The organism is Neobacillus sp. plas4 (genome assembly GCF_057221695.1).
Window position 1 is genome coordinate 5,636,725 of sequence record NZ_CM170152.1, and the last position, 20,214, is coordinate 5,656,938.

The 20,214-nt window shown below is 40.8% G+C and carries 15 protein-coding genes; 3 read left to right on the forward strand and 12 right to left on the reverse strand.

Translation table 11 applies throughout. From position 1 onward, the window contains the following. Window positions 1-15: 15 nt before the first annotated feature. The 9 genes from AC2TFD_RS28125 to fba form a co-directional block, all read right to left on the reverse strand. Window positions 16-966 (reverse strand): ABC transporter permease, encoded by a 951-nt coding sequence (locus AC2TFD_RS28125; protein ID WP_420489038.1) that lies wholly within the window; start codon window positions 964-966, stop codon window positions 16-18. 62 nt (window positions 967-1,028) lie between these two features. Continuing rightward, window positions 1,029-2,513, reverse strand: coding sequence for a CehA/McbA family metallohydrolase (locus AC2TFD_RS28130; protein ID WP_484674448.1), 1,485 nt, complete (start codon window positions 2,511-2,513; stop codon window positions 1,029-1,031). A 53-nt stretch (window positions 2,514-2,566) separates the two neighbouring features. Further along, window positions 2,567-3,547 carry an ROK family protein gene (locus AC2TFD_RS28135; protein ID WP_484674449.1) on the reverse strand — a complete coding sequence of 327 codons (981 nt, stop codon included), beginning with the start codon at window positions 3,545-3,547 and terminating at the stop codon, window positions 2,567-2,569. A gap of 148 nt (window positions 3,548-3,695) precedes the next feature. Continuing rightward, entirely contained in the window at window positions 3,696-5,354 is a 1,659-nt protein-coding gene (locus AC2TFD_RS28140) for a DUF4091 domain-containing protein (RefSeq protein ID WP_484674450.1), read from the reverse strand. A 73-nt stretch (window positions 5,355-5,427) separates the two neighbouring features. Continuing rightward, the gene (locus AC2TFD_RS28145; protein ID WP_484674451.1) at window positions 5,428-6,546 is read right to left on the reverse strand and encodes an ROK family transcriptional regulator; all 1,119 of its coding nucleotides are present in this window, start codon (window positions 6,544-6,546) and stop codon (window positions 5,428-5,430) included. A gap of 88 nt (window positions 6,547-6,634) precedes the next feature. Continuing rightward, entirely contained in the window at window positions 6,635-7,507 is an 873-nt protein-coding gene (locus tag AC2TFD_RS28150; protein WP_484674452.1) for an ROK family protein, read from the reverse strand. Between the two features lie 30 nt (window positions 7,508-7,537). After that, complete coding sequence (locus tag AC2TFD_RS28155) at window positions 7,538-8,203, reverse strand: YesL family protein (RefSeq protein WP_484674453.1); 666 nt, start codon at window positions 8,201-8,203, stop codon at window positions 7,538-7,540. A gap of 157 nt (window positions 8,204-8,360) precedes the next feature. Continuing rightward, entirely contained in the window at window positions 8,361-11,474 is a 3,114-nt protein-coding gene (locus AC2TFD_RS28160; RefSeq protein ID WP_484674454.1) for an alpha-mannosidase, read from the reverse strand. A 17-nt stretch (window positions 11,475-11,491) separates the two neighbouring features. Beyond that, window positions 11,492-12,361, reverse strand: a complete 870-nt coding sequence (gene fba, locus AC2TFD_RS28165) for a class II fructose-1,6-bisphosphate aldolase (RefSeq protein WP_484674455.1) — start codon at window positions 12,359-12,361, stop codon at window positions 11,492-11,494. A 178-nt stretch (window positions 12,362-12,539) separates the two neighbouring features. On the opposite strand from fba, the gene AC2TFD_RS28170 reads away from it, so the two are divergent. From AC2TFD_RS28170 to AC2TFD_RS28180, 3 genes are all read left to right on the forward strand, one after another. Then, complete coding sequence (locus tag AC2TFD_RS28170) at window positions 12,540-13,295, forward strand: DeoR/GlpR family DNA-binding transcription regulator (RefSeq protein ID WP_335511938.1); 756 nt, start codon at window positions 12,540-12,542, stop codon at window positions 13,293-13,295. A gap of 269 nt (window positions 13,296-13,564) precedes the next feature. Then, window positions 13,565-14,512, forward strand: coding sequence for a mannose-6-phosphate isomerase, class I (gene manA / locus AC2TFD_RS28175; RefSeq protein WP_484676376.1), 948 nt, complete (start codon window positions 13,565-13,567; stop codon window positions 14,510-14,512). 727 nt (window positions 14,513-15,239) lie between these two features. After that, a complete protein-coding gene (locus tag AC2TFD_RS28180; protein ID WP_484674456.1) occupies window positions 15,240-15,728 on the forward strand; it encodes a sigma-70 family RNA polymerase sigma factor in 489 nt (162 codons plus the stop codon). 228 nt (window positions 15,729-15,956) lie between these two features. On the opposite strand, the gene AC2TFD_RS28185 is transcribed toward AC2TFD_RS28180, so the two are convergent. The 3 genes from AC2TFD_RS28185 to AC2TFD_RS28195 all read right to left on the reverse strand — a co-directional run bounded on the left by AC2TFD_RS28185 (window position 15,957) and on the right by AC2TFD_RS28195 (window position 20,203). Then, on the reverse strand, window positions 15,957-16,463 hold the full coding sequence (locus AC2TFD_RS28185) for an EAL domain-containing protein (protein ID WP_484676377.1): 507 nt from the start codon (window positions 16,461-16,463) through the stop codon (window positions 15,957-15,959). A 70-nt stretch (window positions 16,464-16,533) separates the two neighbouring features. After that, a complete protein-coding gene (locus tag AC2TFD_RS28190) occupies window positions 16,534-18,015 on the reverse strand; it encodes a sulfatase family protein (protein ID WP_484674457.1) in 1,482 nt (493 codons plus the stop codon). A 259-nt stretch (window positions 18,016-18,274) separates the two neighbouring features. Beyond that, the gene (locus AC2TFD_RS28195; RefSeq protein WP_484674458.1) at window positions 18,275-20,203 is read right to left on the reverse strand and encodes a beta-galactosidase; all 1,929 of its coding nucleotides are present in this window, start codon (window positions 20,201-20,203) and stop codon (window positions 18,275-18,277) included. Between the last annotated feature and the right edge of the window lie 11 nt (window positions 20,204-20,214).

Genomic DNA, 20,214 nt, shown 5'->3' on the forward strand with positions numbered 1-20,214 from the left:
CCCCCTATAATTGGTTTACCATAATGATGTATTAAATTTCTTGTTGGCAAATCGATTTACTACAAGTACAACAATTAACCCTATTACTCCCTGCATCATCCCAACGGCAGTTGCATACCCAAATTGACCGCTTTGAAGCCCAGTCCGGATCACGTATGTATCAATAATCTCAGCAACCTCTGCATTTCCTGGTGTTTTCAATAGATAAATTTGATCGAACCCTGCAGAAAGAATATTACCTAACGATAGAATAAATAAGATTAAAATAGTTGGTCTTATTCCCGTCAACGTAATATGCCAGATTTTCCTCAATCTACCTGCACCATCAATTGATGCCGCCTCGTAAAGGGCGGGATCAATCCCGGCAATAGCCGCAAAGTAAATAATCGAACTCCAGCCAATATCCTTCCACACATAACTCCAAAACATAATTGAGTGAAAATACTTTTCATCCATCAGGAAAAATGTGCTTCCATCACCTCCCATAGTCTTAATTAATTCATTTAGTAACCCTGTATTTGGTGCTAAAATAGCTTGGATGATCCCTACGACGACAACCCATGATAAAAAATGCGGCAAGTAGGAAATACTTTGAAAGAATCCCCTAATTTTGTTACTTTTGATTTCATTAAATAACAGCGCCAAAATGATGGGAAACGGCATCGCCAAGAGTAACTTCATCCCGCTGATAATCAGTGTGTTTTTTACAAAGTTCCAGCTTTGCGGGTCTTGGAAAAATCGCTCAAAATATTGAAGCCCTACCCAAGCACCGCCAAACATTCCTGTATCAAAGCGAAATTCCTTAAATGCCAGTACCAAACCGGCCATCGGTAAATATGAAAAAATGATAAAAAAGATTATACAAGGTAACAGCATGAAGTATTGGGCCCGATGCTTCTTGATATTCTTCCAAGTCAGCCCCATTGGCTTAACCTTGTTCCTTTTTTTCTTTTTGCCGTTATTGATTTCAGTCCCGGACCCGAGGTCTTTTTCTGTTGCAATTTCCATTGGTACGCCCTCCTTTCTAATCACCAGTTTTGTTCAAAATAAATGGGATTAGTTAGTAAAATTCGATTAAAATCGCTGTCAAAAGCGGATACTCTAAGCCAGAGCAAATCTTCTACTCTAGCCTTTTCTAGTTGAAAATCAATTTCTGCCTGGTGACTCTCATATAAATCTCCCAGATTGGATTCAATTCTCACCACAGCTGCGCTAGTCCCATTTACGAGAGCAATCCTAATAGCGATTTCATTAACATCTGCTAAACGTATACGGTCACCGATTGTCCATTGCCCATTAATCGTCCAAGCAATTTCTGGTGCCAGTGACAAATAACTTCTGCCTTGCTTAACCGCTTCCAAAATATCCTGTTCTCCTGCATCCTCCACGGCTTCTACAAACAACAGTGCAGGTTTTTTCGTGGTATTTGAATGGTGCCAGTCCCGTCCGCATGTTGCCGGGATTTCAATTCCGCTATTTAGCAGCTGGGTCCATTTGGCAACCGCGTCCGCATTTGATAGCGAATAGTGTGGATCCTCAGAGTTCCAGACTTCGATAAAATCGATATATTCAAGCGATTGTAAGGCATATTGCCATCTGCAGCCTGTACAATAAGGACTTCCAACATCGAAAGGATGAGCGATTCCAACCACCAAGCCTTGCGCTTTCATTTCTTTTAGCTTTTCATTAATATTACTGCGGTCAATCGTGGTCCAATCCACAGGTCTCGTATTTTGATAGCCCAATGTTAAGAAATGACCATGCAACGTCGTCATCTCTAGACCTTTGATGAATTGAATCGGGTAGGCTTCCGGTGCTATTTCATCAAACACACTCAGCGTATTATGGTCAGTGATGGCCAGCCAATCGATATTCATCTTGATGGCTTCGGTGATTAGCTCTTCTGTTGTATGCCGTGCATCACTATGCTGTGTGTGTGAATGGAGCTCTACCTTTTGATAACGTGCAGGTACTGCTAGTTTCCGCTCCCGTTCTAGGCGTTCTTTTTTGATGTCGGCGATTTCAATTGGCTGTGAAGTGATTCTTTCGTTTTTATGTACAGCCTCGATGGTGCAGGTTATTTCCGTTTTTTCCGTGACCAGCGCATGGAAGTTAAACGATATATCCCAAAAACCTGACCCAATTTCCCTAGTCTGCATACCCGGGGTTGACTTTGTCCCGTTTATGGTAATGGTCCCCGTTGATTCAAAGCGGTGGCTGCTGCCTTCATACCCTTGACTCGAGCTGGCTGATATTGTAATCAGATTTCGAATGGAGTCAATATGCATCCGGTCTGAAGCTGACATTTGATTATCCTGCTGATACCTGGAAAACAATGAGTCAAGCTTATCTTCGGCCCTTTCTTCCGTCGGTGAATAGGAATAATGAATCCAGATTTCATCGGTTAATGCAGGAACCTCCACTCTGAAAATCACGTGGGACTGATGTGCTTCGGGTGTAACGGTTAAACAGTAGTTACCTAAAGTTGTTTTTTCCAATGATGTCTGTTCCATATAGAATCCTCCTTATCTATATTTGTCAGGAACACCTGTAAACGCTTACGAGTTTACGATGGAAAGACCTTTTTTAATGGCTTCATACGTACCAAATCTCTTGGTTCAGTTTTCGCTTTTCCTTTAACCTGTTCGAATGCGTAAGCTAGAGCACCGAGTGCACCGGATTCTTCCTGCATAGCGGATAATTCAATCGCTGCAGGAATCGGAGTGAACTGGGCAACTTTCTCCTGAATCAACCCGAGTACCGGTAACATCGAACTGGAAACTCCGCCGCCGATAATCACCTTTCTCGGATTCAGCAGGCTGACAACATTGGCAATGGCAATGGAAAGGTCCGTAATAAATTGGTTCACGATTTTGACTGCCTCCGCCTCACCTGCAGAAAAATTGTGAAACAGCACCTTTGGATCCACACCATGGCTGGCAAGAGCCGTACCTGATGTCTTTTTTTCAAATACACCAAATTCCCCAAACATATTGTTTTCAATCTGAGGAAGGTCGCTGTCTCCTAGTAAGTAGCCAATCTCCCCGGCCATAAATTGATCACCTTGGACCATGGCGCCATTTGAAAAAATCGCACTGCCAACACCTGTGCCAATCGAAATAAATACAAAGTCCTCGATATGTTTTGCACTTCCCAGCCACCGTTCTCCTTGGGCTGCACAATTCACATCGTTATTGACAAAAACAGGACAATTGAAATATTGCTGCATCTTCTCTTTAAACGGTTCATTCTTCCATTTAAATGCTGGCGCATCAATGACCGTCCCTATGACACTATCCGTGATGCCCGGCACACCAAATCCAATCGATTTGATTTGTTCTAGTGATAGATTAGCAGTTTTTATTGATTGATATATGTACTCGTAAATCTTGTAATAATCGCTCGTCGTTTCTACCTTTTGCCTATACACAATCTCTCCATGGGTATCGGCAATACAAATTAAAATTTTGGTTCCGCCAATGTCAACGCCAACACCATATTTCTTCCCACACTCTTGGCGATTTGTAGCCCTGGTATTTGGTATCATAAGAAATCTCCCCATTTTCCTTTGGTAAGGTTAGTTTGTTTTAAGGCAAAACTAACTGACCTTACCAAGAGTATACTTCCTACCAAACTACCCGTCAACTACTTTTCTAATAATTTGATAAATTGCCATTTTTTCGTCATGTATCCCTTTACATTTGTCGAAATCGCTCAATTTCCCGATTAATTTGTTCTCTTTTATGCAAGTGCCAGTCTAGTTCAAGAGGATAGTCAGCAAAGGTTAGTTCTTGCTCCAAACCTTCCTCCAAAATCTCCATCACTCGTTGTCTGCCAATATAGCTTTCTAAGAGCTGCAGCGCCCTTATGTCTTGAAAGGCCTCCTGCATCACCTCTAGTCGAATCGATTCAATTGGTCCATGCTCACCCGGATAGACGAGAAAGGCATCGCCTGAAGGGAAGGAATAGTTGGCATCTGTATTTTTAAACGGGTCAACCGACTTTTTCGAATACTGTGAGTACCAGAAATTATAACCCCAGTGAAGAAATCCGATTACGTTAAACTTGTATAACTGAAGCCCAAGAATTCGTGTACGGAAGGACGGCATCGCAAAAAAGCGATTAGAGACCTTGTTCTTTTGGCCATTGCAGTAATAAGTCCAGAGATTTTCTACTCCCTTCTCTAAAAATAGACCGATTTGATCATTCCCAGGGATTGGGTTCTTCACAAAACCTTTCTCATAAAACCGATAATCTGATAAAGCATCCATAATCGGGAATTCCGCCAAATGTTGATACATAATTTCACTTGCTCGCTGATAACAAGGCAAATCCTCTCCATTCGGCTCATCGGAGATATGAAAAAAACTATGGTTTTCCAGCTGTTGCTCCTTAATAAAGGCAACTAATGCAGGCAAAAATTGGTGCAAGAACTGTCCATAGTCCTCACCACCGGCATCTGTCTCCCAGCCAAACCTTCGTTTCAGTTCACCTTGGTCATTCACCATGATTTTTGGAGCATGCTTTGCCCCCCACTGGGTAAACAAGTGCGAGAATTCAAAGTACTTGATACCTTGTTCCCGGCAAAGATAAATCCATCTTTCCAGCTTTTTAAACGAGAAGTGATAGCTATCTCCCGCCACCTCGACATCCACAAGTTGTACGGTTGGTCGTTCACCGCCTACCTCTGTATCCAAAGGCGGGGTAAAAAGCGGAGTAAGAATCATATTCACACCGTGAGTAGCAGCAGTATGTACAAACTGCTCAATTAATCTCCAATGCGCTTCGCTGAAAACCTCAACATTGTAATGTGTTGCCAAGCAATCGGCATGAAACCATTCCGTATGATAGGTTGTTTGCTCCGGAAGCTCCACCGGAATAACTTTTAACGTAAATACTTCCCGGCCAAGGATTTCGCCAGTTTCCATTTCAAAGCTAATGTCAATCGGGTAACTTCCTGAAAGCTTCGCATTCTGTAGATCCACGCTTATCCAAATGGAACGCCATTGTCCCGGAAAAGCGGTCACCCCTTCTGCATCCTCCAACGGGTTGAGCGGATCAGGGTAAAGTCCGGGCGTTTTGCGAAGTACGATATCATCTTGATCCTCAACACACGGCAGCTCCGAGGGCACTAACCCGACACTTCGAACGGTCATCCTCTCATTGAAAGCGGAAGTGACCTTTACTTTTATCTGTTTTACATGCCAAGTAGATTTATAGGCAACCTGGAAGGAAAAAGTCTCATTCCATAGCGCTGTACCGGTTGTGATTGGTTGGTCTGTCAACTCACTATCAGGAAAAACCTTCGTTAATGAACTTAGCAGTCTTGTCTGAAACTCGTGATTTACTCCCATTTTTACACCCCATCTTTATTGTAGTCAGTTAGTTTGTTTTCTCTCAAAACTAACATAGGATAAAAAAACGGCCCTATACCAAATCTCTTACTTTATCAAAAGAATATAAGATAATCCCTAATGTTCCAATATCCTCACTTGCTGTCGATATTTCAATTGCACATGGAAGTGGGGTGATTTTTACCACCTGTTCAGAAATGATTGGTAGAATGGAAGAGAGTTCTTCCCCCATTTTACCGCCAATAATGACTTTTTCCGGATTCAACAAACTAATCATATTCGCGAGTCCCAGAGAAAAAGTGCGGACAAAATTGTCTACTAATTGGCGCTCTTCTGCTGCCAATTCAGGATATTTTTTAATCAGTTCATAGAAGTTCACCGCATCCTGTTCAAACGCCAGCAAGGAAGCCCTTTTGTCAAAGGTGCCAAAATTACCTAATCGATTAATCTCTTTATGAGCCGTATCTGTTTCGAAGGCAAAATAACCTATTTCACCAGCCATGTAATTTTTCCCTTGAATGAGTTCGCCATTGGCCATGATGGCACTGCCAATCCCTTTTTCGATAAAGATATAGACGAAATCATCGGTATTTATAGCATTGCCAAGCAGCTTTTCACCCAGCGCCATACAGTTCACGTTATTGTTAATAAACATTGGCATAGGGAAATACTCTTTCATATACGGAATAAACTCGACAGCACCCCACTGCAATTCCGGGGAATCAACAATGCCGCGCTCACTATCCGTGGTGCCGGGAATACAAAAGCCGATGGAGATAATCTGCTCCACTGAAACCGGCGATAAATCGATACATTTGGAAATCGAATCACGAATGACATGGAGTTGATTGGTCGGTAAGAATGTTGTTTTATAAATCACATTCCCATCCAAATCAGCGATACAAATGTAAAGCTTGGTACTCGAGATTTCCACCCCAATACCAAAGCTGGAACTTGGATTAAATCCTAACTCAATCGCCCGTCTGCCTCCCTCTTTTGTGGATTCACCATACCCTAATTCAACGACAAACTTTTTCTCAATTAATTCATCCACAATCGATGAAACGGTGGAACGGCTGATTCCAAGATTCCGTGATATTTTCGCCCTGCTGATGGGCTGTTCACTGCGAATCGTTTCAAGAACAAGATCACGGTTTATCTTTTTAATAAGTTCTATATGTCCTTTTTTCATCTTTATACCCCTTCAAAAAACATCTTTAGTAGCTTAATAGTACCATCTTTATTTTTAAAAATAGAAAGGAAATTTATCTCAGGACATTTTATTCGTGACTGACCTTTTCTAGTGCCTGCTTTCCTAGCAAAAGGGATCCAGTAATTCCGGCAAGATCGCCAAGGCCAGGACACACAATATAGTCAGATAGTTCCGGTAAGGAAACATATCCGTTCACAAACTCTGGCAAATACTTATAAATGGAGTTGAATACCTGCTGTTGGTGCATGACTCCGCCGCCAAGAATAATTTTTTTCGGTGAAAGAATTAAAATATAGTGATAGAGTGCTTGAGCTAGATAATAGCCTTCTAACTCCCAAACCTCCGGGCGATCTACCAATTGGATGCCTTTTTCGCCCCAGCGCCCTTCAATAGCCGGGCCTGCCGCAAGACCTTCTAAGCAATCATGATGGTAAGGACACTTTCCTGCATAGGCATCGTGTTCATGACGTCTGACAAATATATGTCCCATTTCCGGATGTGAAAGCCCTTGAAGCAGCTTGCCATGTACAACGGCGCCTGCACCAATGCCTGTCCCAACTGTAATATAGAGACAGCTGTCCAATCCCTTTGCCGCACCGAGTGTTGCTTCCCCCAGGGCAGCTGCATTCACATCTGTGTTAAAACCGATTGGTAACGGAAATGCTTCCTTCATGGTTTCAAGGAAGTTGAAATCTCTCCACCCTGGTTTTGGCGTGGATGTAATATTCCCGTAAGTCGGACTTTCACGGTTTACATTGACTGGCCCAAATGAGCCAATTCCCATTGCCTTTAGGTGATACTGGTTGAAAAAGTTGATTACCTTTGGGATTGTTTCTTCCGGCACAGTCGTGGGAAACTGAATTCGATTGATGATATTTCCTTGTTCATCGCCGACAGCACAAACAAACTTTGTCCCGCCAGCTTCGATTGCACCTAACATTTGGTTATCACTCCTTTGATTTTCTATTGTTTATTTATGAGTGACCGCCAGCTCTTCTTTTTGCAGTTCTCTGGCTCTCATTCCCTCTATGACTGCTGTTCGCTCTAAGTTTTGAAACACTCTATTCCCTAGCCACATAATCGGAAAAGCTAGCATCGGCCCAGCAAAAAGAATGCCTAGAAATGGTACAACGTATACGATCATCAACATAATGAGAGCACTGCACAAAATCAGTAAGCTTTGTAACGGCCTGACCAAAATCATCAGAAAGGCTTGATTCACATAGGTAAACGTTTTCAATTCATAGTGAACATACGTAGGAAAGAAGAAAAGAACCGTCAACGTGTACAGCAGTGTGCAGATAAGAATACCGATATGGACAATCGCATTCCCCAAGTAGGTTTGAGAAATGTATAGGTCTACCGCTAAAAACAGCCCGATTGCCATGAACAGAAGACCAATTAGATTTGATCGGACAAAGCTTTCCTTGAAGGCAGCGGCAAAGGTTCGAAAGATATCAATCTCGGTATCGCCCCTGATCCATTTTCGAATGATAGAAAAAAGCGAAATCGTGGCAGGAAAGAACCCAAATAAGACGGCTCCTAGTAAGGTAAAGGCCATCCAGAGCAGCTGCAGCCACATCATTCGAAATAACCATGTCCCTTTTTCATTAAATTGCTCCCAAAACCAATTCATAATTGTTCTCCTTGATGGATAATGTTTGCTCAAAGCCCTTTTTCCTATCAAATGACAGAATATATTAAATTATTATAAACGAGCAAAAATAGTTGTCAATGACAGAAAGTACAATTGACCTAACATAACCGGCCAGGTTCAACCCCAGCCAGTCTTTTTATTCCAATAAAATTCGAAACGTCCTAATTTCATATGGTTTCACATCAAACACAATCGGTCCACTGGAATCTTGGGAAATCGGTTCTTCGATTAAATTTGTTTCTACCCATGACCCAATGCCCTTATGAACCTTCAGTGCAGCCTTACCTCTCCTCCCCTCATACTCATGGACACGGATGATAAAACCGTTACCGTCATGTGCAGGTTTCACCGCATCAATCCAAATATGGTCACAATCACTCTCTATGAAGGAGGCCTCCTTCGTCCACTTTCCTGCGGCCGTGAAGACAGGGTCATTTAAATCCCATGCAGCTTCAACTGTCTTGGCCTTTCGCCAATCCCCGATATGAGGGTATAGCGAATACACAAAACTATGTGTGCCTTGATCAGCTTCTGGATCCGGATGTGTGGCTGCTTTTAGCAGGGTCAGGCGCATAGTATTTTCCTTAATGTCATAGCCATATTTGCAATCATTGAGCAGACTTACCCCATAGTCCGGTTCAGATATATCTGCCCACTGGTGGCCAACACTTTCAAACTTTGCCAGATCCCAGCTCGTATTCCAATGGGTTGGCCGTTTCACGTTTCCGTATTGAATATCATAGGTTGCCTCGGTTGTTCGTACATCGACAGGGAAGGCAGCTTTCAATAATTTACGTTTTTCATGCCACTCCACATTTGTCTTAAAATCAATCCTGCGGTGATTGTGATAAAATACCATCAGCTGCGAAATTTCAGAATGGTGATAGGTCCACTTCGCCTCAATTGCAAACGCAAGCTCCCCGTTTTCCACCACTTCAAAGCTGTTCAAATCGCAAATTTCCTCCATTTTTTCCTGATAAAAAATATCAATATCCCACGCATCATGAGCAAGCGGCCGGTCCTCAAAAATTTGCAGGGTATTTGCTTTCATACCTGATGCCAGTACATCACGCTCTGCTTCTTTATCATAAAGCTTCGTGATTTGGCCATACTCATTCCACTCCACCGTGTAGAATTGCGTTTCCAATCTACGTTCATGAAAGCTAAAATTCGAAGCACCTTTCACCGCTTCCACCGGCTCAAACGTTACGGTTGCTGCACCGAATGCTGGCAGCCTATCCACTTCGACGAGCCACCCGTCCGCGCATTTTTGAGAGGTCAATATTTGACCGCTGTTATTTTTCCAAACGCCAACGGAAATTTCAGTAAATTGCGGAATTACAACATTTCTCTTACCTGTAAGCTGTGTCGCGTTAAACAGTACGACAGAATGGTCCTCCGGTTCCACACCGCGCTGAATAACCTTTGATTCCAGCTTGTTAACTAACTCAAATGCTTCCCCGTACTCCTCGCGGGCGTCCTCATACACTTCATGAATCGATGAACCTGGAATAATATCATGGAATTGATTGCGCAAAATAATTTTCCAGCCATCCTTAAGCACATCATTTCCCATCCATTCACCATTTTCAGACAACCAGGACGATAAGAATTCGGCTCTGCGATACAATAGCTCTAATTTGCGGTTCATCCTTTTCATAAATGCCTGACTTGTATAGGTACCGCGGTGGTATTCCAGATACAGTTCCCCATCCCATTTATGAATATAGCTGTTTGATTCCGCAACATTTTGATGCAGCTTGTCAAAGAACGCACCGGCTGTTGATGTTTTAACATTCGGCATCCCTGGCAGAGTATCAAATCTGCGCCGCATTTCAAGCATGTGGCGATTGACACCGCCTCCGCCGTCACCATAGCCATAGGAAAGCAGCAGATCTTTCGATAATTCTTTATCGCGGTAGCTTTTCCAAATCCCTTTCACCGTTTTCGCGGTTATATAGCCGTTGTATGTATAAAACCAAGAGTCCGGTGAATTCCATGGTTCCGGGGTGGTAATGAAATGTGTTAAAATCTCTGAACCATCAATGCCCTTCCAGTAAAAGGTGTCATGCGGCATCCGGTTATATTGATTCCAGCTGATTTTCGTGGTCATCATTGTCTTGATTCCTGATTTTTTCAAAATCTGCGGCAGCGCCCAACTGTAACCGAACACATCTGGAAGCCACAGATAATGGCAATCAACACCAAACTCTTCCTTGAAAAAGGCTTTTCCATGAAGGATCTGGCGCACCAACGACTCACCGCTTGGAATATTACAGTCTGCTTCGAGCCACATCGCTCCGCCTGCTTCCCATTTTCCTTCGACAATTCGTTCCTTCATTTGTTCGTATATTTCTGGATAATCGGTTTTGATATAATCATAGAGCTGTGGCTGCGTTTGCAGAAACATGTATTCAGGGAATTGCTTCATTAAATGCAGCACAGTCGAGAATGAACGAGCCGATTTCTCTCTCGTATTTTTCAACCGCCAAAGCCAGGCAACATCAATATGGGTATGACCGACCGTATGGACAGTAATATCGGAAGAACGATCATAGGAATGAATCGCCGCAGTCAGATTCTCCTCAGCAGCATAACAGGATTGATAAAATTCTTCACTTCCCGGCTCTGTCCAGTTAATAAGCATGAGCGCATCATTGGTCATCTTTTTCAACAAGCTGTAGGCACTATCCTCTTCTGACGTCTCCTTTAACACTTCGTAGGCAGCCAAAAGTGTGTAGTATAGATTATCGACACGCGTATCCAGCCAGCCGATTTGGGCCGTTTTTAGTTTGAATTCATTTTCGACTGGAACACCACCGCCGCTCATTCCGGACCAAAGCCGAAAGTCTAAGCGGAGCGGCCCTTTTCCAGTCGCTTCGTCAAAAAGAACCTCTTCATGATTAGAGTCGACACCCTGATACGGTTTGCCGTTTACAAACAGCAGCGATTCAAATCCGGAATTATTACCGCCGCCCGTTTTACCAAACGAAAACAGTCCAACCACTTTGCGTCCACTGTGAGCCAGGTGGGAAACAACATTGGCACGAAGCCATAGATAGCGGTCACGCCCCTTCCAATAATCGCCGATTCTCATAACATTTTGCTCAGGATATTCAGCTGGCGGATACGCACCAATTTCCCCGCTATCTTCGTATGTATAGAATGAATCTATGTCAGTACAATCTTGGTAGCGGAAGCCTTCTAATTCTTCAATTCGCTCTGCAAATTTACTTTCTGCTAAAAACATACCTCTCCCCCCATTTTCTAAGCCTTACCACTAGAGCCAAATTCTCTTATTTTAGCCTTTACTGTCTCTTTCACCGCTTCCATTCCCGGAGTCAGGATGGCCCTTGCATCGTATAGCTGTAGGTCATTTTCCAGCACTTGGCGAACAGCTTTTGTCCAAGCTTGTAAACACTCCGTATTCACATTAATCTTAGCATGCCCAAGCTCGATGGCTTTTTTTAGTTGATAGCTAGGAATCCCGGAACCGCCATGTAAAACGAGTGGAATATCTGTTAAATCCGAGATTTGCTTCATTTCCTTAAAACCAAGTTTAGGCTCGCCTTGATAAGGGCCATGAACAGATCCTAATGCAGCTGCAAGGGCATCAATATTTGCTTCCCTCACGATTCGTAGACATTCCTCCGGATTAGCATAGATAATGCCGCCAATCAAGCCATCTTCATTCCCGCCAACACTTCCAATCTCCGCTTCTACTGAAACTCCATATCGAAGGGCATAATTTTTTACTTCTTTCGTCAACCGTATATTTTCATCAATAGGAAGATGGGAACCATCAAACATAACAGAAGTATAACCTGCATCGATTGCTTCCTTGCAACGCTCCACACTTTGACCATGATCCAAATGAAGTGCAACGGGTACGGTAATGCCCTTATGCTCTATTATTCTAGTAATCATGGTGGCAATTGTCTTAAAGCCCCCTAAATAATCAATCAGTCTATCTGAAGATGCAACAATAACGGGGGATTGTTCTTCTTCCGCAGCTGCCAAAATCGCCTCAGCCCACTGATAACTATTTACGTTAAAATGACCAACAGCATATTTTCTTTCTTTTGCCCTTGAAAGCATTTCGCCCATTGGTACTAAATTCTTTACGGTTATAGCCATTGGTATCTAACCTTTCTTGACCTTAATAAGGTATTTTGGTTAATTTTTGGTAATTTATGATTACATTCTAATGATCAAAAATTGATTGGTCAAGATTATTTGATTAAATGATGGTAAACTTTTGGATAACTTATGGTAATATTAAAAATAGACTGTTTCTATGATTAAGGGGAATAATATGATAAAGGAAAAAAGGCTAATACAAATAAAGGAATATGTAGTAAAACAGCAATCTGCCTCCCTGGATGAACTTGTCAAAGAATTTAACGTATCAAAAAATACGATAAGACGGGATCTTCAGGAGTTACTAAATACTGGAGCTTTTAAAAAAGTCTATGGCGGGATTGCTGTCAATCAAAAGAAACTTGAACACTTTCATGAACGAGAAATACGGAATCATCACGAAAAAAAAATCCTAGGCAGAGCTGCAGCCGATTTTGTCGAGGATGGAGATATCATTTTTATTGATTCAGGTACAACAACAATAGAAATGCTTAACCATCTAAAAGAAAAGAAGATCACCATCCTAACAAATAATATTGATATAATTGTTGGTTCCATTCCATTTGAAAATATAACCATCATAACGATTGGTGGTGTCCTTGAAAGAAAAACCAAATCGTTTGGCATAAACTATAATCTAGAAATGTTAAACACCTACAATATCAACAAGGCATTTATGGCTTCAACAGGTCTGACACCTACCAACGGTGTTACAAATGCTTCTCTTCTCGAAACAGAATTAAAGAAGAAAATTGTAAAGAGGAGTAAAACAATCTTCTTATTGGTTGATCATACTAAATTTGGTCAATATGGTTTAACAACCTATTGTGAATTAAACAACATTCATTACTTAATAACAGATAAAATGCCAAGTCAGGAATACCAGAACCTTTTGAAGGAGAATCTTGTACAATTCATTATTGCTGAATAACAAAAATTCTAGTAATCTACTACAATTCTCTATTGTAAATTCGATAATCAGATATATGTGATAGCTAAAACTGGATATTAACTGACAAAAGTGATGGATTCTTACATACTATATGTAAAAAAACCAACGTACATAGTTAAATAAGTACTACTTTTTTAGCAATTAAGATAACAGATGTAGATAGCATGGAATAAAAGTTTGATCCCAATTTTACAGGTGCAACGTCAAGCAAGCACATCAAAATTACAACCAATTCAGTGGAGGTCTTCATTTTGCAGCCAATATTTTTAAAACCTGTTTTTCAAGAACGAATTTGGGGCGGAACAGCCCTAGCAACTCAGTTTGGTTATGATATTCCATCAGACGAAACCGGCGAATGCTGGGCAATTTCAGCTCATCCCAACGGTCCTTCCATCATCGAAAATGGCCCATATGCCGGAATGTCTTTAGATGAACTATGGAAAAAGCAACCCGAGTTATTCGGCAATCCCAAAGAAGAAGTTTTCCCGCTATTAACCAAAATCCTCGATGCCAACGCAGATTTATCTGTTCAGGTTCATCCTGAAGATGCGTATGCGAAGATCCATGAAAATGGCGAATTAGGAAAAACAGAATGTTGGTACATCCTTGATTGTAAAGAAGGAGCCGACATGATTTTTGGCCATACGGCAACAACAAAAGAGGAATTAATTCAACAAATGAAAGAATGCAAGTGGAACGAGCTGCTGCGCCGGGTGAAAATTAAGCCAGGTGACTTTTTTTATGTCCCGAGTGGAACCATTCATGCTTTATGTGAAGGTACCCTAGTGTTAGAAACACAGCAGAGCTCTGATACGACCTATCGGGTGTATGACTATGACCGCCGGGATGCTGCTGGGAATTTGCGTGAGCTGCACCTAGAAAAAGCCATTGATGTTTCCACGGTTCCGCACCAAGAAACAGGTGTTACCCCAAAGGTGGAAAAACAAGATAATGCTACCTTGACAACGTTTTTAGAATCTGAATTTTTCTCTGTCTACAAATGGGATATTCATGGTAAAGCAACATTCTCTGCAGATCAGCATTATTTGCTTGTAAGTGTGGTGAATGGTGAAGGATCGCTTATTCATAGAGGAGAGCATTACCCGTTGAAGAAAGGGACACATTTCATTCTTCCAGTTGGATTTGGAGAATTTGAACTAGAAGCGAATGCAGAATTTATTGTTTCTCATACATAGGCTCATCAATAGGCCAAGGGTTTAATCAACCCTTGGCCTAACGGTTCCCAAAAAGAAGATATTTTAGTTCAGACATTTCAAAAGTTTGCTCGTCTGTACAAAAACCTATCTTTCTACATTCCTCTCTGCCTCCATTTTTAGCCTTCCGCACTTTTTACTAAATCAGCTTCTCGACAAAACCCTTAACGCAAGTGAAGATAAAACATTGGTGTGACAGCATGTAAAGCAATTCTAATCAAATGATTGATTAGTGCTCATTCAACTAATCAATCATTTGATTAAATATTGCCTATGCCCTATTAACTAACGAATTTCACCTGTTTTCCTATATATTAATTGTCGTAAAAAAAGCGTAATGGTTTTAAATCAACCTCAAATTTGACAATAAAAACAATTAAAATTCATATTCCTACAAATAAAAACAAGCCCACATACCAACTAATCGTTTGATTAAAAGTGCTGGTAACCCTTTAAAAAAAGGGTTTTTTCCCATTTTCCAGGAAATTTTTTGTCGAAGAAAATCCTCAATTTCTGCTATCTCATATCCTTTTAAAAAAACAATTCACTCTAGGAAGCACTTCGTTCCAATTTGAAGTAAATTTTCCACGTTTAAGCGACTTTTTTGCGTAAAATTCGATTTTCCTAGATTCGAAGGTTTTCCGCGAATGATTTATGGTAGACCTACCTAGGAATAAATCGGAAGCGCGCTGCCTGAAGGATCGTACCTGTGGAGAGCTTTGACGAAGTTGTTGTACAGTATCAGCCGATGATTTATAAGATTATCAATTCCTTGCATATTTATAAAAACCAAGAAGAATTCTATCAGACGGGGTTAATTGGGCTTTGGGAAGCGACACAGTCTTTCGATGAACGAAAAGGCAACTTTTCCAATTACGCTTACACCTATATGAAAGGAAAAATGTTATCCCAAATGACCAAGAACAACCAATTTAACGAACGGTATATTCACTCGGAGAAAGATTTCTGGGAAACCATTGAGGACCAGGCTTCAACACTGGCTCTTGAGAAAGAAACCATTCAAACCTATTGCGAAGGCCTTACAGAGAAAGAAGCCAAGTGGGTCATTGCTACCTCTATTGACCAACTATCGACGAAGGAAATAGCGGAAAGGGAGAAGGTCTCACTATCTGCAGTTAAACAGTGGAAATCAGGGGCAAAGAGAAAATTGAAAGAAAGGATGGCAATGGAAAGCTAATATTTTTTTAATCCTAACGGTGTTGTGAATCGAAGACGAGGCTAAAATTCATTATGCAAAAACTGTTCAAAGATAACAATCGAGTAATAACAGAACCTAGCAGTTAAAATGCAAAAGCAGCCTGATGATGGTTCCTCAGGCTGCTTTTTTCAGTCTCGTACAATGAATGGGCTTAAGTCTGCATATTTATATTTCATTTGGCGATTTTGGGATATATTTTCAGCATCCTCAGACCGTCTCCAGAGGATTGAGGATCTTAGAAGGTTCCATCTTCCCATACTCTAAGACTACAGCAAACCCATCAGCTGGGAGAGGCTTGGAAAATAAATAGCCTTGAATATTGTTGCAATTATACTCTTTTAACATTTCTAGATGGTGTGCTAATTGGATAATGGTCTTTGTAATAAAATTAGAGCCCTCTGCGTCTGTTCGACTCAACGCGTTAATAAAGGACTGATCAATCTTTAAAGTATCGATTCTCTTTTTAAATCGTTTAAGGGAAGATAGTGATGAATAACCTGTACCAAAGTCATCCATAAGAATTTTGATTCCTATCTCCCTTAATTCGTCTAAAATTGAAAAAACTACTTTCTCGGTTTCTAGAAGAGATGTTTCCACTATTTCTACTTGAAGATACTTTGGATCAAGTTTCGTTTTTTCTAATATCTCTCTTATATTTAAGAGTAAGTCTTTTTGTAAGAAACGATGCGCCGAGAGATTGATAGAGATGGGTATCGCTGGTAATTCTGCATCCTACCATGCCTTATTTTGGAGGCATGCCGTTGCTTTCACCCATTTCCCTATTTCAATAATCATTCCTGTTTCTTCTCTGTTTATAATTATTCCTTCCCTTTGCAAACGTACCCGCTAACCCCAATTGACCATACCCAGTGACACATTCTCTCACGCCATCTTTATGGGGATTCGCATATAGGACAAACCAATCATCAAGCTTGCTTTTGAGTGATTCACGAATGACTAACGTACTTTCCATATTAACAAGGTTGTGTCTTTCTTCTGGATCTTCGACTAAGTGATACAGTTCATGAGGCCCATATGGATAACGGTGAATATATTTCCATTTCTGTGTACGAATCATTCGAACAGCCCCGTATTCATCATAAATGACCACATCATCAGGATTGTTAAGTGATTCACCGCGCAGAAGCGGCGCAAAACTCTTACCGGGACGCTCCGCGGCATACTCATCTTTCAATCCTAAATAATCTAGAAGTGTTGGCATGAAATCATAATGACTTAACAGATCCATATTTACAACTCCTGCTGGAATATGACCTGGTCTCGAAACAATTGTCGGTACTTTTACTGACGTATCGAACATATTTTGTGGAAAAGTACCATTTCCTTTTCCCCAAATGCCATGATGTCCCATATTCATTCCATTATCACTCGTAAAGAAAATGAGTGTATCTTCTAATAGATTTATCTCCTTTAACTTATTTAAAATTTCTCCAATACCTCTGTCCATAGCAGTAATGGCTGCATAATAACCTTGTAAAAGTTCCTTTCTTTTCTCCCCTTCTCCACGTGGTGCACTGTCAATTTGCCAGGGATGGTTTGGTTCTTCTGGCACCGACTCAAACGGACAATCCTTATACAGATCAATCATTTCTTTTGGATGCTGTCCATATTCCCAAGGAGAATGAGGAGCTGTATAATGAACGCTTAAATAAAATGGATCCTCAGTTTTCGCCTGCTTATCAATAAAAGAAAGGGCATCTTTTGTAATTACATCCGTTATATATTCTGTTTCAATCTTAATATCACCATCTATTACAATATCAGATTCATAATAATTACAGCCTCCCCTTGCAATAGTAAACCAATGAGAGAATCCCTTTTGAGGATTTAAGCTGTCTCCCAAATGCCATTTCCCACTAAGTCCACACTGGTATCCAGACTTTGATAAAATGTCCGTATATGCCTGAATGCCATGTAAATATTCGATTCGTTCGTTTTCGTCTGCAAATATAGGTTCATTCTTAATTTCAGGATTTAATTCATGCTTCGCCACATTCCCAGAAAGAATCCAATCATGAACACCATGTTGAGATGGAATTCGTCCTGTTAAAAACGAAGCCCTTGCAGGTGAACAGACAGGAGAAGCACAGAAGAAATTTTCAAAACGAATACCTGCTTTGGATAAAGAATCAAGATTTGGTGTATGAATTTCAGTGTTTCCAGCCGAACCTAGCGCCCAATGGCCATGATCATCGCTCATAATAACAATAACGTTAGGCCTTTGAGATTTTCTTTTATCTACCATCCTTAACACACCTTTACTATCCTAAATTAGTATCTAACCACCCCGATCCTCTGTTACCAAGATATCATTGCCATCAAACAAAGGTATGCTTCCCGTGATATTTAATTGAGGAATAATAATTGATTGAGGTGGTGCCATCAATCCCAGCAATATTGCTTGAAAATGAAGTACATTCCTTTGAAATTAAGTCCAGCAAAGGTGTAATCTGCAAGCAAACTGATGGGGTTTGGGACTATCCCCTGTCCCTATCCCTGTATCCCTAAAAGCCGATTCGGGGAATTTCTTTTGCATTTTGTGTGTATGGTTGTTGTGTGCCTGCCGCGACGGAATAGATTCTTTCGTGGGATTTGGTAATTCCGTTAGTAAAATTTTCATAAGGTTTGTGACACACGTCTAGTAAACCGATTTGGAAGTTTTCACCGTCAAATCTTCCTAATACACTTTGGTCATACAAAGTAAAATAGTGAGCCCCGATTAAGCTGGGTATAGTAGCGGCATTTTCTATATAGTACCGATAGGCTTTTGCACGGTCCTCCTGGCTTGCCACTCCCTTCAGTCCTGTAGCAGGAAGACCTGCATCAACGGATCCAAAATGGAATTCTCCAATTAAAACGGGTAATCCCGATTTCTCACTAATTTCCATGATATCTTCTTTATTCGGTACCATTGAATAGTTATTCAATGTAAAAACATCAAACAAGCTACTCCCTTCAAAGATGAATTCAGAAGAAATCCATGCATACCTCATACCTAAATTTAAATGACAGCAATCTATTTCTTTAACCGCTTGACAGACAACTTCTGTATATTTGTATATTAATTCTCGAGTGAATGCTTCTAAATCGTCTTTTACTTGCTGTGATAGGGTCGATGATTTTTTTAATGGTGCTAGCAACTCCTTAAAATCATTGAATGACACATTCCAAGCTTGGTTAAATCGCTCGATATTTCCATTATATTTTTTTCTCATCCGATCAATGAAAACAAATTTTGATGAAAGAATCTCATTTTTCTCTAGTAACTCTTCTGCTAGATTCACATTTTCAGCAAAAGCCCAAAGAGGCTCATTTGTTAAGAAGTAGCCAATCATATATGGGTCATCTTTAAATTCCTCAAGCTGCTTTGCATATTTTTTTGCCTCTGCCACATATTCCTCACTAAACGCATCAGGGAAATCTCTAAAGATCTTTTTTTTCGTTCCTGGAAAGTCCTTCAACGGCCAAACATAAGGAAGCTTTGTGTTTTTAATAAAATCTCCGGAAGACCAGTTTCCAACTGTATTAATTCTCCACTCTATCAATCGGTTTTCCGTCATAACATTCCATTTTTCCCGATAAGAATTCCCAAAAGCCCGAATGAGATTGGCAATTGAATAGTCCACAAATTGTAGATCCTTTTCTTGATAATACATATCCTTGTATTCATCTGTTTCAGAAAGCCATTCATACAGCTTTTCAAGTCCTTCTAACAATCCTTGAATTTCTGGTCGAACGCAATCTAGACCAACACTCCAAAAAGCATATCCTTCAGGATCGATCAGCCACCAACGACTTCCATCATGTTCCGTTCGGAAAAAGCCAGTTGAGTCAAACTGCTTCTTTTTCCAGCCTCCATAAGCACTCCATTCAGACGGAAACTTCTTTTCCACACCTACCTGTTGATTTAAATATGTCACAAGCTCGCTTTCACTATTTGTTTTACCAGGCCAGTCTTTCCATTTCGATTGTCCGAAAGAATCCACCATTACTTTATCTGGTAATAGATATTCTGGCTCTTCTACATCAAGATAGAGATCTTTAATTTCGAATAACTGGGACTGAAAAGATTTACTTGTGCCTATCGTGATTCTACTGATTTCTTCCTTACTCAATCCGGTACCTGATATAAGCGTTTTCAGTTTCCCTGGTGTACGAGGTAAAAAGACCTTCTGCCGATCTAGGGCTGATAGAGGGAACGACAGGATCACCTCTGTTTGAGGAATGGTTCCCATTGTTACTTGTAAATACTTATCTTGCTCTTTATAAAATCGGAAGATGAGCGGAACCAACCATTCATTTTTCGTTTCAATTTTACATATTAAATAATTGGCCTTACTCCAATCTAGTTCCTGCGTACCTGCTACCACTATTTCACCACCCTCTGGTGGAAACTCAAAACGGGTTTGCTCTAAATCAATCGACTGTCTCAACAACTACTCCT

Coding starts and splice junctions, on each gene's coding strand:
- AC2TFD_RS28130 (WP_484674448.1), bottom strand. CDS start 2,513: ATGGAACAGACATCATTGGAAAAAACAACTTTAGGTAACTACTGTTTA.
- AC2TFD_RS28135 (WP_484674449.1), bottom strand. CDS start 3,547: ATGATACCAAATACCAGGGCTACAAATCGCCAAGAGTGTGGGAAGAAA.
- AC2TFD_RS28140 (WP_484674450.1), bottom strand. CDS start 5,354: ATGGGAGTAAATCACGAGTTTCAGACAAGACTGCTAAGTTCATTAACG.
- AC2TFD_RS28145 (WP_484674451.1), bottom strand. CDS start 6,546: ATGAAAAAAGGACATATAGAACTTATTAAAAAGATAAACCGTGATCTT.
- AC2TFD_RS28150 (WP_484674452.1), bottom strand. CDS start 7,507: ATGTTAGGTGCAATCGAAGCTGGCGGGACAAAGTTTGTTTGTGCTGTC.
- AC2TFD_RS28155 (WP_484674453.1), bottom strand. CDS start 8,203: ATGAATTGGTTTTGGGAGCAATTTAATGAAAAAGGGACATGGTTATTT.
- AC2TFD_RS28160 (WP_484674454.1), bottom strand. CDS start 11,474: ATGTTTTTAGCAGAAAGTAAATTTGCAGAGCGAATTGAAGAATTAGAA.
- fba (WP_484674455.1), bottom strand. CDS start 12,361: ATGGCTATAACCGTAAAGAATTTAGTACCAATGGGCGAAATGCTTTCA.
- AC2TFD_RS28170 (WP_335511938.1), top strand. CDS start 12,540: ATGATAAAGGAAAAAAGGCTAATACAAATAAAGGAATATGTAGTAAAA.
- AC2TFD_RS28190 (WP_484674457.1), bottom strand. CDS start 18,015: ATGGTAGATAAAAGAAAATCTCAAAGGCCTAACGTTATTGTTATTATG.